This window comes from Streptomyces sp. RLA012 (assembly GCF_056270325.1).
In genome coordinates, this window is record NZ_JBWDPA010000002.1 from 5,783,038 (window position 1) to 5,796,398 (window position 13,361).

The 13,361-nt window shown below is 68.3% G+C and carries 10 protein-coding genes; 3 read left to right on the plus strand and 7 right to left on the minus strand.

Features of this window, described 5'->3' with window-relative positions; genetic code table 11:
• Positions 1-179 precede the first annotated feature (179 nt).
• The 3 genes from RV986_RS26415 (at position 180) to RV986_RS26425 (ending at position 3,288) form a co-directional block, all read left to right on the plus strand.
• Positions 180-1,253 (plus strand): ParA family protein, encoded by a 1,074-nt coding sequence (locus RV986_RS26415; protein WP_475924438.1) that lies wholly within the window; start codon positions 180-182, stop codon positions 1,251-1,253.
• Complete coding sequence (locus RV986_RS26420; RefSeq protein ID WP_475919773.1) at positions 1,250-2,347, plus strand: ParB/RepB/Spo0J family partition protein; 1,098 nt, start codon at positions 1,250-1,252, stop codon at positions 2,345-2,347. The genes RV986_RS26415 and RV986_RS26420 overlap by 4 nt, the downstream gene beginning before the upstream one ends.
• A 323-nt stretch (positions 2,348-2,670) precedes the next feature.
• Positions 2,671-3,288 carry a GNAT family N-acetyltransferase gene (locus tag RV986_RS26425; protein ID WP_475919774.1) on the plus strand — a complete coding sequence of 206 codons (618 nt, stop codon included), beginning with the start codon at positions 2,671-2,673 and terminating at the stop codon, positions 3,286-3,288.
• A 101-nt stretch (positions 3,289-3,389) separates the two neighbouring features.
• On the opposite strand, the gene trxA is transcribed toward RV986_RS26425, so the two are convergent.
• The 7 genes from trxA to RV986_RS26460 form a co-directional block, all read right to left on the minus strand.
• Positions 3,390-3,740 (minus strand): thioredoxin, encoded by a 351-nt coding sequence (gene trxA / locus RV986_RS26430; RefSeq protein WP_475919775.1) that lies wholly within the window; start codon positions 3,738-3,740, stop codon positions 3,390-3,392.
• 42 nt (positions 3,741-3,782) lie between these two features.
• Positions 3,783-4,745 carry a thioredoxin-disulfide reductase gene (trxB, locus tag RV986_RS26435; RefSeq protein WP_475919776.1) on the minus strand — a complete coding sequence of 321 codons (963 nt, stop codon included), beginning with the start codon at positions 4,743-4,745 and terminating at the stop codon, positions 3,783-3,785.
• A 184-nt stretch (positions 4,746-4,929) separates the two neighbouring features.
• Positions 4,930-5,871, minus strand: coding sequence for an anti-sigma factor (locus tag RV986_RS26440; protein ID WP_475919777.1), 942 nt, complete (start codon positions 5,869-5,871; stop codon positions 4,930-4,932).
• Positions 5,868-6,599: an RNA polymerase sigma factor SigM gene (sigM, locus tag RV986_RS26445; RefSeq protein WP_475919778.1), complete on the minus strand. Its 732-nt coding sequence runs from the start codon at positions 6,597-6,599 to the stop codon at positions 5,868-5,870. Before sigM ends, RV986_RS26440 begins: the two co-directional genes overlap by 4 nt.
• 28 nt (positions 6,600-6,627) lie before the next feature.
• Positions 6,628-8,346, minus strand: coding sequence for a protein kinase family protein (locus RV986_RS26450; protein WP_475919779.1), 1,719 nt, complete (start codon positions 8,344-8,346; stop codon positions 6,628-6,630).
• Between the two features lie 118 nt (positions 8,347-8,464).
• Positions 8,465-10,729: a murein biosynthesis integral membrane protein MurJ gene (gene murJ, locus RV986_RS26455; protein WP_475919780.1), complete on the minus strand. Its 2,265-nt coding sequence runs from the start codon at positions 10,727-10,729 to the stop codon at positions 8,465-8,467.
• A gap of 46 nt (positions 10,730-10,775) precedes the next feature.
• Positions 10,776-13,253 carry a DUF6049 family protein gene (locus tag RV986_RS26460; RefSeq protein WP_475919781.1) on the minus strand — a complete coding sequence of 826 codons (2,478 nt, stop codon included), beginning with the start codon at positions 13,251-13,253 and terminating at the stop codon, positions 10,776-10,778.
• Positions 13,254-13,361: the final 108 nt, after the last annotated feature.

The following is a 13,361-nucleotide window of genomic DNA, read 5'->3' on the forward strand; positions in this document are numbered from 1 at the left end:
GCATCGTGTTTCACGTGAAACGTCGCTCACTGCTACACGGCATCATCAGTCGCGGCCGGGCCGCGGCCGAACCCCGCGACCGGAAGCCTCTCGGTTCACTCCGAGAGGGTGCGGAGTTGTCCACAGAGGTGGATTTCTCCACAGAACCACGGGCCTCGCTGGTTCACGACCCCGAAGACATGGGAGGCTCTGTTCATTGCGAGCCTGAAGTCGAGGAGAGTGAATCCTTGCGGTCCGACGCCAACATCGCGGGACCGATGACCGATCCGGTCCCCGGTCCCCGAACCGAGTCGATGGGGGAGGATGTTTCACGTGAAACACCGCCCCCGATGGACGACACTCCCATCGGTCGTGCTGCCCAATTGGCGGTCGAGGCGCTAGGTCGCGCCGGTGAAGGCCTTCCACGGCCCGAGCAGACCCGCGTCATGGTGGTCGCCAATCAGAAGGGTGGGGTGGGAAAGACCACGACCACGGTCAACCTTGCTGCCTCACTCGCCCTGCACGGCGGCCGTGTCCTGGTGATCGACCTCGATCCTCAGGGCAATGCCTCCACCGCTCTGGGCATCGATCATCACGCCGAAGTTCCTTCCATCTACGACGTGCTGATCGACAGCAAGCCGCTCTCCGAGGTCGTTCAGCCGGTCCCTGACGTCGAGGGTCTCTTCTGCGCACCTGCCACGATCGATCTCGCCGGTGCGGAGATCGAGCTGGTGTCTCTGGTGGCGCGGGAGAGCCGCCTGGAGCGAGCGATCCAGGCATACGAGCAGCCGCTGGACTACATCCTCATCGACTGTCCGCCATCGCTCGGCCTCCTGACGGTCAACGCCCTGGTCGCCGGTGCGGAGGTCCTCATCCCTATCCAGTGCGAGTACTACGCGCTGGAAGGCCTGGGCCAGCTCCTGCGTAACGTCGATCTGGTACGGGGGCACCTCAACCCCAATCTCCATGTCTCGACGATCCTGCTCACCATGTACGACGGCCGGACGCGTCTCGCGTCCCAGGTCGCGGACGAGGTGCGCAGCCACTTCGGCGACGAGGTGCTGCGGACGAGCATTCCTCGCTCGGTCCGTATCTCAGAGGCACCGAGCTACGGGCAGACGGTGCTGACCTACGATCCGGGGTCAAGCGGTGCCCTCTCGTATCTTGAGGCCGCACGAGAGATCGCCCTCCGAGGAGTCGGTGTGGCGTACGACGCGCAGAACGCTCATATGGGCGTACAGAACAGTCAGAACATGGTGGAGGGGATCCAGTGAGTGAGCGACGACGAGGGCTGGGACGGGGCCTCGGCGCACTGATCCCCGCGGCTCCGACAGAGAAGACGGTTCCCGCGCCGGCGAGTGGAATCTCCGGCTCGCCGACGGCCGGACCCGTGCTTACTGCGGAGCGCGGGGTGGCGGCGGCGAAGGTGACCACGCTGCCGCCTGTTTCACATGAAACAGAGGAGCCGTCGGCGGGCGGAGGAGTTCCGGAGATGCCTCCTGCGCCGGTCGGTGCGCACTTTGCCGAGCTGCCCCTCGACTTCATCACCCCCAACCCGCGTCAGCCCCGTGAGGTGTTCGACGAGGATGCTCTTGCCGAGCTTGTCACCTCCATCAAGGAGGTCGGCCTGCTCCAGCCGGTCGTCGTACGGCAGGTGGGTCCGACGCGCTACGAGCTCATCATGGGCGAGCGGCGGTTCAGGGCCTGCCGTGAGGCGGGGCTTGAGGCCATTCCTGCGATCGTGCGGGCTACGGAGGACGAGAAGCTTCTCCTGGACGCGCTGCTGGAGAACCTGCACCGTGCTCAGCTGAACCCGTTGGAAGAAGCGGCCGCCTACGACCAGCTGCTCCAGGACTTCAACTGCACGCACGATCAGCTGGCGGACCGCATCGGCCGGTCGCGCCCACAGGTCTCCAACACCCTGCGTCTGCTGAAGCTCTCGCCGGCGGTCCAGCGTCGCGTGGCCGCCGGAGTTCTCTCCGCGGGGCATGCCCGGGCCCTCCTGTCCGTTGCGGACTCCGAGGAGCAGGATCGGCTGGCGCACCGCATCGTGGCCGAGGGGCTGTCCGTGCGGGCCGTCGAGGAGATCGTCACCTTGATGGGATCGCGCCCGCAGACCGCTCCGCGGTCCAAGGGGCCGCGAGCCGGCACCCGGCTTTCCCCGGCGCTGAGTGACCTTGCCAGCCGTCTTTCCGACCGCTTCGAGACCAGGGTGAAGGTCGACCTGGGGCAGAAGAAGGGCAAGATCACCGTCGAGTTCGCTTCGATGGACGACCTTGAGCGGATCCTCAGCTCCCTCGCCCCGGGCGAGGGAGGGGTCCTGCAGAGGAGTCTCCTGGACGACGACTCCGAAGACACGGAGGACTGAGCCGCCCCAGACGGCACGGTCTCCGAGCGGCGACCACGAGCGGGCCGTGTCCGGTGTGTACCGGAACACGGCCCGCTCTTTGCTTTCAGGCGGTATCGATGGAATCGCATCGTGGATACGATGCGATCGGGTATGGCGCATCCACCTGGCGGCACCTTCATTGGGGAGGCGGGGGCCATGCAAACCGTGAGCCGTACCGGACTGGTGACCGCGGGTCTGGGGCTGGGGGCGGTCGGCGGGTTCGTCGGCAGCCTGCTCAGGGAGCGAAGCGCTCTGACAGCCGCCCGCGACGCTGCGGGCGAAGGAAGCGAGGAACATCCTTCATGGGGCGTCGGCTCGTACCGCTCACGCTGGACAACCTTCCGGACCTTCCCCAGCGTTGTCGCGCGTGTGTCTTCTGGGAACTGGACCCAGTCAGCGGGGAAGCCGCGGTAAAAGCGGGGACCCCCGAACTGGAGAAGGAGGCGTGGATCTCCGCTGTCCTGCTGGAGTGGGGATCCTGCGGCCGCGTGGTCTACGTGGACGACGTGCCGGTGGGCTTTGTGCTGTACGCACCCCCTGCCTATGTCCCCCGTGCCACGGCGTTTCCCACCAGCCCGGTCTCGCCGGATGCCGTCCAGCTGATGACCGCCTTCATCATGCCGGGCTATCAGGGACAGGGACTCGGCCGAGTGATGGTGCAGACGGTGGCCAAGGATCTGCTGCGCAGAGGCTTCAAGGCGATCGAGGCCTTTGGGGACGCGCGGTGGAGGGAACCGGCCTGTGTGCTGCCCGCGGATCATCTCCTGGCGGTGGGCTTCAAGACGGTGCGTCCGCATCCCACGTACCCCCGCCTGAGGCTGGAGCTACGGACGACGCTCTCCTGGAAGGAAGACGTGGAGCTGGCGCTGGATCGCCTCCTGGGCGCGGTACAGAAGGAACCAGCGCTGCGTCCCCTGTAGGCGAGGCGAAAGGACTGTAAAGCGAATGGGCCAACCCGTGTGGGTTGGCCCATTCGTGTTTCACGTGAAACATCGCCGCCGTTGTGGGGCGCGGATGTCGATCAGGCGGTCTTCTCGACGCTGTCGCTGATGAAGTCCTCCAGATCGCGGATGATCGCGGCCTTCGGCTTGGCACCGACGATGGTCTTGGCGACCTCGCCACCCTGGTAGACGTTCAGGGTCGGAATGGACATGACGCCGTACTTGGCGGCTGTACCCGGGTTCTCGTCGATGTTGAGCTTGACGATCTCGATCTGGTCGCCGTACTCGGCGGCGATCGCTTCGAGGGACGGCGCGATCTGGCGGCACGGACCGCACCAGGCGGCCCAGAAGTCCACCAGGACGGGCTTGTCGCTCTTGAGGACGTCCTGCTCGAAGGAATCGTCGGTCACATGCTTCAGGGTGCCGGCCACGGCGGGCTCCTTAACTGGTTGGTGCGGTGGGGCGGACGGGGGTCAGACGGTGGCAGCCGCGGCGGTCTCGCTGTCCGCAAGGGCAGCGAGGTAGCGCTCGGCGTCGAGGGCGGCGGAGCAGCCGGTGCCGGCCGCGGTGATCGCCTGGCGGTACGTGTGGTCGACGACGTCACCGGCGCCGAAGACACCGGTCAGGTTCGTCCGGGTCGAGGGCGCCTCGACCTTGAGGTAGCCCTCGTCGTCCAGGTCGAGCTGGCCCTTGAAGAGCTCGGTGCGCGGGTCGTGACCGATCGCGATGAACAGACCGGTCACCGGCAGCTCGGAGATCTCGCCGGTCTTGAGGTTGCGCAGCTTCAGGCCGGAGAGCTTGGGGTCGCCGTCGATCTCGGCGACCTCGCTGTCCCAGACGAACTTGATCTTCGGGTCGGCGAAGGCGCGCTCCTGCATGGCCTTCGAGGCACGCAGGGTGTCGCGTCGGTGCACGATCGTCACGGACTTGGCGAACCGCGAGAGGAAGGTGGCCTCCTCCATCGCGGTGTCGCCACCACCGATCACAGCGATGTCCTGGTCCTTGAAGAAGAAGCCGTCACAGGTGGCGCACCACGAGACGCCGCGTCCGGAGAGGGCGTCCTCCCTGGGCAGGCCCAGCTTGCGGTGCTGCGAGCCTGTCGTGACGATGACGGCCTTGGCGCGGTGCACGGTGCCCGCGGTGTCCGTGACGGTCTTGATCTCACCCGACAGGTCGACGGCGACGACGTCGTCCGGGATCAGCTCAGCGCCGAAGCGTTCGGCCTGGGCCCGCATGTTGTCCATGAGCTCGGGGCCCATGATGCCGTCCTGGAAGCCGGGGAAGTTCTCCACCTCGGTGGTGTTCATCAGCGCGCCACCAGCGGTGACGGCGCCCTCGAACACCAGCGGCTTCAGCGACGCGCGAGCGGTGTAGAGCGCTGCCGTATAGCCGGCAGGCCCGGAGCCGATGATGATCACGTTACGAACGTCGCTCACGGCTTGATTCCTCGTCTCTGGAGACTGCTACGTACTACCGGTGGGAGCTTCTCTCAGAACTCTCACCCCACCCAACGGATCCTAAGGGGCTTGCATTCCCGGTGTCCCCGAGCGCACGGAGACAAGACACCGCACAGAGATGCCATGGGGTTACTGGGGAGGAGCCCGGTCGATGCCGACGCGTTCAGGAGCGGCTGTACGAGTGTGTCAGCAGAAGCTTGCCCGGGGACGCAGAGGACTGCTTCGTGCACGTTGCATCGACGATGTACGCCGTGACCTTCGTATTGTCGGAGGCGTCGGGCATCACGACGAGATAGGCACTCGTTCCCTTGTACGTGCCCTTCTTCGCGGCGAGGACAGCCGCGCTGCTTCCGGTCCCCTTCTGAATGCAGTCAGGGATCTGCACAGTGGGGGTGATCAAGGTGTCGACCCCCGCGGACCCGGTGCCCGCCTTGTGGGATTCGATTCCCCAGGGTTGCTTCGGGCTGGCGGAGCGAGTGCTCATGCTCTTGTTCTTCGCGAGGAGATCCGCGACCTGACTCCCCAGCTTCCCCTCGGAGAAGGTGGTCCCCTGCGTCGCGGTCTGGGGCCTTGTGCCGGAGCTGCCGTCGCCCAAGGACTGAACGAGGATCGCGCCCAGCCCCAGAGCCGCGGCCGTGAACACCGTGCCGAGAACGGCAACCCTGCGGCGGCCGCCGCGTCCCCGACGGGAACGGCCGGGGCCGGTGGCGGCGTGGGGATGTCCCGAGGGGCGGTTCAGAGGGGAAGCCGCGTTCGGCTCACCCGGCGAAACGGAGACCCCGGCGACCGATGTTTCACGTGAAACACTCGCGCGGTCGTCCTCGTCCCTGGACTCATGCCCGGGTGCCGTTGCGCTCAGGAGAGCTTCCGCGGCGAGGGCGGCATCGATGCGACCGGCCACATCGTCGGGCATACGCATCGGGCCCGGCAGATTGCCGAGCAGCCCCCGGATCTCCTCCAGGGAGTCGTACACGTCGGTACAGAGCACGCACACGTCAAGGTGCCGGCGTACGTCCGCAGTGCGGGAGGGCGGGAGCAGACCCTCGGTGAGGTCGGAGATCTCCGCGACATCCGGGTGCCCGGCCGTATCCGTCGTGGATGTCACGCTCGCCCACCTCCGCCCTTCACAGCAGCTGAATCGCTTGGCCCTGCATCATGTGGACCCGCGTCGTGCGGTCCCGCTGCCGGTGGGACGGATGTCCCCTGCGTCCGGTTCCTTCCGCCGCCCGACTTGTTGCCGCCCTCACCGCTTCCGTTCTCCGTACGGAGGTGGGTGAGCAGCGGGAGCAGTCTGGCTCTGCCACGTGCGCAGCGGCTTTTCACCGTGCCGACCGGCACGTCGAGGACGCGTGCCGCTTCCGCCACGGGGTAGCCCTGCATGTCCACCAGGATGAGGGCGGCGCGCTGGTCGGCCGGGAGGGTGCCCAGGGCCGTCAGCAGCTCGCGGTGCAGATCGTTGCGCTCGGCCGGAGCGGAGGCAGACTCGTGCGGTTCGAGAAGCTGTTCCAGGCGTTCGGTGTCATCGACGGGAGAGGTCCTCCGGGAGGCGGCCTTGCGGGCGCGATCCAGGCAGGCGTTCACCGTGATGCGGTGCAGCCAGGTCGTGACGGCGGACTGGCCGCGGAAGGTGTGGGCGGCCCGGTAGGCGGAGACCAGTGCGTCCTGGACGGCGTCAGCGGCCTCCTCGCGGTCTCCCAGCGTTCGCAGGGCCACCGCCCAGAGCCGGTCGCGGTGGCGCCGCACGAGCTCACCGAAGGCTTCCGGATCGCCTCCTACATGACGGGCGAGGAGGTCCTGATCGCTTGCATCGCCATACGCGGCTTCATCGGCCATCGGACCCCCTCCCCTTCGTCGACGAGCGTCAGCCGGTGAACTTCACGTCCGTGATGGCTTGCTTGTAGCCGGCGCCGCTGTACTGGTCACCGGACGCGTAGGGCATCGCCGTGATCCACAGCAGCACGTACTGACTCTTCGCCTTCTTGCTGACCGTGATCTTCGCGGTGCCGCCGGTCGTCGTGACGGTCCCGATCTTCGTCATCGAATCCACTGACGTAGAGGAACCCATCGAATCCGTCGCGTAGAGGGTGATCGTGGTGTGATCACCGGGGTACCGGAGCCCTATCGAAGCTGCCGAGACGGTCTGCTGCGAGCCGAGGTCGTAGACGATACCGACGCCGGGCTTGAAGGCCGGCTTCATCTCCGGACCGTCCACGAAGCTCTTGCTCCGCCAATAGGTCGAGCTGTCCCCGTCGTACGTCTTGCCCACGTCCCCGGGTGCCTGGGCGTCACCCTTCGCGACGTACTCCTGCGCACCCTTGATGGTGATCTGCTGGACCGGCTTGGCCTTGTCGGTGTTCTTGTCGTTGCCGTCCGTCGGCTGCGTCGGCTGGGTGTCGTCGGACTTGCTGCGCTCCATCAGCACGTCCGCGAGCTGCCAGCTACCGAGGCCCAGAGCAGCGATGAGCAGGGCCGACACGGCCCACTTGAGGGCCTTGCCGGTCCGGCTCTGCAACGGGGGCGGCGGGGCCGGTACGGACTGCGTGGCGCCCATGTGGGGCGCGGGGCGGCCGTAGCTGCCCTGCTGGTACGTCGTGCGCTGGTACTCCGGCGGGGCCGTGAACGCGGGCTCCGGCGGGCGGATGCGGGGCATCTCGGCGATCGCCTTCACCAGCTCCTCCGGTGTGGTGCACGGAGTCTCGTGGCGGGAGGCGGTCGCGCCGTCGTTGGCGAGCGCGCGCATGGCGAGCTCCGACAGGCCACGGTGGACGCCGGCCCGCACCTGGTCAGGCGCGATGAGGCCGACGCCCTTGGGCAGCCCCGACAGGCCGTAGGCGTCGTTGTCGTACGGCCAGCGCTGAGTGAGCGCGGCATACAACAGGGCGCCGATCGCTTCCGTGTCGGTGCGCTGCGGAGTCTCCGAGGTGATACCGCGCAGCGCGGCGTTCACGGCGAGTCCGCGGATGCGCCACTGGCCGGTCGACGTGCGCAGCACGGCGCTCGGCGTCAGCCGCAGATGCGCGAGACCCTCGCGGTGGGCGGCGGCCATGGCCTGGGAGACCTGGCTGACCATCTGGTAGGCCTCGTGGACCTCCAGCGGGCCCGAGGCCAGGAGCGTCGTCAGCTCCGTGGCGTCCGGCAGCCACTCGTGGACCACGTAGACGAGATCGTTCTCCTCGACCGCGTCCAGGACCTGGACGAAGCGGGGATCGCCCAGCAGGGCGGAGGAACGCGCAGCCGCCAGCACGGAGCGGGCCCGTGGATGGTCGGCGGGCAGCAGATGCACGCCGACGGCGCGGCGCAACTTCTCGTCCACCGCACGCCAACTGCTGAAACCGTCCAGACGGGTGACGCACTCCTCCAGGCGATAGCGCCTGGCGAGTTTGTGGCCGCTGTGCAGTTCGGGCGGTGAGGCCTTTCCGGGACTCTCGGTCCCGCCGCTCCCCTGTGCCTCTTCGCTGTTCGTCTCCCGCTCCCGGTCCTGGGCCACCCCGTCGGACGTGGACTGGCCCGCCTTGGCGGTCAGCGGCTCGTCACCGCTGTTGTCTGCCACGTCGACGGCAGCCGTGCTCCGTTCCGCCACCGTCGTTCCCGCCTCCCCATCCATTGCGCGCTGTCCGACGCAGAAACCAATTGTGCCCACAGTCCGACGCTATGCACGACACACAGCGACGGACGATGGTTGTGCGCGTACTCCCGCCTCAGCGCCCCAGGCGCCCGCGGACCATCCCGACCATTGAGTTGAGTTCTTCGATGCGCATCTTGCGCGCGGCAATGTAGAAGACGCCGAGCAGGGCGATGCCACCCGCGAGAAGGGCTGCGAGGGAGCCTCCCACTCCCTGTCCGAGGCTGTGGCCGATGCCGTAGCAGGCCGCACCGCTCAGCAGGGCCGCGGGCACCGAGGCGATGCCGAGACGGGCGTACGTCCGCAGGACGCGGGTTCCGTCCAGGTCGCCTCCCAGCCGCTTGCGCAGCCGGTTCCAGGCGACACCGACGCCGATCGCGTAGGCGAGGCCGTATGCGGCGGCCATGCCGACCACGGCCCAGCGGGCCGGCAGCGTGAAGTAGCAGAGTGCCGAGGCCCCGGCATTGACGGCGGCCACGATGACCGTGTTGTAGAACGGCGTCCGGGTGTCCTCGTAGGCGTAGAAGGCCCGCAGTACGACGTACTGCACGGAGTACGGGATCAGGCCGAGGCCGAAGGCCATCAGCATGAAGCCCATGTTCGTGGCTTCACTCGTCCCGGACGAGCCGAAGATCAGGGTGCACATCGGAATGCCGAGCGAGACGAACCCGAAGGCGACGGGCACGATGGCGACGGCCGTGGTGCGCAGCCCCTGGGAGATGTCGTCACGCACGGCACCGCCGTCGCCCTCGTGCGCCGAGCGAGCCAGTCGCGGCAGCAGGGCGGCCATCAGCGACACGGTGATGATCGCCTGCGGCAGGCCCCAGATCAGCTGGGCGTTGGCATAGGCCGCGAAGCCGGTGCCGTCGACGGGAGAGTCCTTGCCCGCGGCGGTGGACAGCTGGGACACCACGATCGCGCCCGCCTGGTTGGCGAGAACGAAGAGCACGGTCCACTTGGCGAGCATCGCCGCCTTGCCGAGGCCGTGGCCCTTCCAGTCGAAGCGCAGCCGCAGCCGGAATCCGGTCTCGCGCAGATACGGAATCATCGCGAGGGCCTGCACGACCAGGCCGAGCAGGACACCGATGCCGAGGAGGCGCTCGCCCTCCGGCGGGATGGTCGTGACCTTCATGCCGGAGTTCGCCGCGGACCCGTAGACCCAGATGAACGTGCCGAGCGTGAAGATGATGACGATGTTGTTGAGGACCGGGGTCCACATCATCGCGCCGAACTTGCCGCGCGCGTTGAGGATCTGGCCCATCACCACATGGATGCCCATGAAGAAGATCGAGGGCAGGAAGTACCGGACGAAGGTGATGCCGACCTGGTTGGCCGCCGGGTCGCTGGCGACCGGGTTCGACAGCAGCCGGATCAGGACCGGCGCGGCGAAGATGCCGAGCGCGGTGAGGGCGCCGAGAGCCACCATGACGACGGTGAGCAGCCGGTTGGCGTAGGCCTCGCCGCCGTCGTCGTCCTCCTTCATGGCGCGCACGAGCTGCGGCACGAAAACGGAGTTCAGGCCACCGCCGACGGTCAGGATGTAGATCATCGTCGGCAGCTGGTACGCGACCTGGAAGGTGTCGCCGAGGAGGCCGACGCCCAGCGCGGAGACGATCAACGCGGACCGGATGAAGCCGGTGAGCCGGGACACCAGCGTGCCCGCCGCCATCACGGCGCTCGACTTCAGCAGCCCCGACGCACGACCGCCGGACTTCTGCGCCGAGGGCGCGGGTTCGGGCGCGGGGGGCTGCGGGGCGGCCGGAGTCGCCTCAGGGGCCGGCGACGGTACGCCGGGTGCGCCGACGGGGGGACGGACGGTGGCCTGGCCCTGGTCGCGGAAGAGGTGGGCGAAGGCGTCGGGCTCGTGGTGCTGCTCGCCGGCCTGGGTGACGAGGTCGTCGACGCCGACGAACTGGGTCGTGCGCGCGTCCTCGCCGTAGGGCAGGTGCCGGGTCGGGCCCGCCGGCTCCGGGGGCGGTGTCTGGGCCCAGACGCGCGGGTCGGGAGCGTACTGAGGGGTGGCCGGCTGGGCGTAGAGCGGCGGCTGCTGTTGGTAGTACGTGCCCGGAGGCGGCGGGGGGTGCGCCGCTCGGTCGTAGAGCGCCTCGGTCACCGGGTCCTGCGCGGCGAGGTCCTGTGCCCGGTAGGGGTCCTGGGCGTAGGCGTCCTGGAAGTACATGTCCTGGTACTGCCCCTGCGGCAGCTGGCCGGGCTCGGGCGGCGGCCCCTCGGGGTAACCCTCCGGGTAGCCGGCGTTGCCCATGCCCTGTTCTGGGTAGCCCTCGGGGTAGCCCGAGCTGCCCGCGCCCTGGCCGCGGTCACCGTCGTACGGCGCGTTCATGGTTACCCCACCTCATCGTCCCCGGGCCCACCGGCCACGACATCGCTCAACGGTCCACTCTCTCACCCGTGCCGGACGGGTCGGTGCTTTCCGGAGCGGTGTCCGGTGTCGGGTCACTCGGGTGCTCCGGATCGTCTGCCCGGGGCTCCCGCGTGGACTCCCCTTCGGGACCGTCCTTGGAGCGCTCGCTGTCCTCAGTGTCTACGGTGCCTTCGGTGACCTTGTTCAGGCCCTCCACGGCCTCGGCGTCGTTGGTCTCGCCCTCGCCCTCGCCCTCGCCCTCGCCCTCGTTCCCGCCCTCGGCGTCGGGAGTCTCCTGCTCCTCCGCGGCCTGCCGGGCGGCCGCGCGCTTGCGCTGGGTGTACATCCGGAATCCGGCGAGTACGAGGAGCAGGACGCCGCCGCCGATGACCAGCATCACGGTGGGAGTGATCTCGGTGACCTTCACTTCGAAGGTGACGGGGGGACCGTACGCCCGGCCGTCGTCCGTGAACAACTGCGCGACGACCGTCACCGGACCGTTGGCCTTGGCCGAGGTGGTGAACTTCACCGACTGGCTGTGCTCACCGGCCACCTGGATCGGCTGCTCGGCATAGTCGTTGTTGCCGATCTTGAGGCGGGTGGGCTGCCGCGAGGTGAGGCGCAGCACCAGGTGGTCGACGCCCTGCACGAGGTTGTTCTGCACCGTCACGGGGATGGTGGCGCTGCGGCCCGAGAGTTTCGCGTCGGACTTGTCGATCAGCCTGACGAGACCGGTGAGGTCGTCGAGGTAGGTCTTCACGCCCTGGCGGAAGGTGTGCGCCTGGGTGGCTCGGCCGCGCCAGGACGTGGACATCCCCCGGTCTATGGCCCTGCCGAACGGGGTGACCACGCGGGATTTGTCGGTGAGGATGACCTTGAAACTGTCGAGCGTGCTCTGCGTGGTCTGGATCTGCTCGAAGGCCGACCGCGGCAGCTCCTGCTTGCGCAGCGAGGAGGGGTACGAGGACGCCGAGGGCACCTTCGTGGTGGCGCCCGGGTCCGGCTTGGCCTTGGCAGCCGCGGACAGGCCCTGGGTGTCCGACCAGGTCCCGTCCTGGAGGGCCTTCACCGCCGTCGCCATGCTCTGGGCCTGGCTCACGGAGGGCATGCGCTGCGGGGCGACGACGATGCTGCGCTGCTTGTTCGGCTCCTGCAGGTTGATCATCAGGCTCTGCGCGAGGAATTCCTGCACGGCGAGCGTGGAGTTTTCGGTCCTCGTCATGTCGCCCTCGAACGCCGTCGACAGCCGGGAGTCCGCGACCACCGCCGTCGTACCGCCCCCGATGGGGCGGGCCGCGCTGGGCGTGTAGGACAGTCCACCGGTCTCACGCAGGCTGTCGCTGCGGGCGATCACCTTGTCGGCGCCGGCGGAGGTGGCGACCTTGACGATGGAGGGATCGACGGCGCCCTCGGCGGGCCAGGCGAAGTCGGTGTTCGGCTGCACGTGGAGGATCGTGTCCACCGTGCTGGAGGCCACGTCCGTGGCGTCCTTGAGGTGGCTCAGGGAGCCGGTGACGTTCTTGCCGTTGTGCGCCAGCGACGCGAGGTCCGGGTCGGCGAAGGGGAGGGCGACGACTTCCTTGTCCGCGACCGTCTTCTCCAGCTTGTCCAGCCACTGCTTGGCGACGGCCTGGTTCTTGCCGGCCGTGGTGGTGTCGCCGTTCTGGATCTGATAGCTGCGCGTCATGGCGTCGACGGAGGCCAGCAGGTCCGGGTCGAGGACCCAGGTGACATCGAGATCGCTGCCCAGGGCCAGAAGCTGGTCCAGACGGCCGCCGGGGGAGATCTCCTTGGCCAGGTCGTCGTTCTGGAAGACGGGCGTCTGCTGGGCGTCCGAACCGGTCTCCGCCCTGAGGTGGACGGTCGAGATCAGCGGCCAGAGATATGTCGTCCGGGTCTTCGTGTCCGCCTCGTCGGGCTGCCAGGGCAGGAACGTCCGCTTGATGCCGAACACCTGGTCCCACGGCTCCGCGGAGGTCTGGCCCGTGAGGGAGACACCGAGCTGGTACACCCCGTCGGAGTCGAGGTTCAGCTCCTTGACGGGTACCGAGATGCTGAAGTGCTGGGAGACACCCGCGGCGAGCTTGGTGAACTTCTCGACGTACTTGCCACCGACCTCCAAGGGGTCGAGGCCGAACTGGAACCCCGTGCGCTTCTCCGCGTTGTCGATGGCGACCCGGCTCTGCAGGGTCGGCCCCACCCGCAGGCCCACGTGGGCGTCCGTGATCGTCTGCTTGCCCTTGTTGGTGACCGAGCCGGAGACCGTGATCGTGTCGCCGTCGGTGGGGGCGCTGGGGCTCAACGAGTCGAGGGAGACGTCGACCGTCCTGGACCCGGTGGCATCGGCCAACGAGGCCTGTGGTGCGGCGTGGGCGGCCGGGGAGGCGGGCAGCTGGAGCACGCCGGCCAGCAGAGGTGCCCCGGCGAGCAGTGTGCCGGTGCGCCTCAGCCACCGGCGGGCAGGTGAGGGACTCATCCCCTGGAAGTCTGCCGCCTCGGCCACGCGCTCGCCCGTCCCTCTTCGTCGTCAGTGGTCGTCGCAATGTGCGTCCACGCATGGTAACGATGCGCGCTGAGGGGAAGTGCCGCGGTCCACTCCACAAGATCGAGA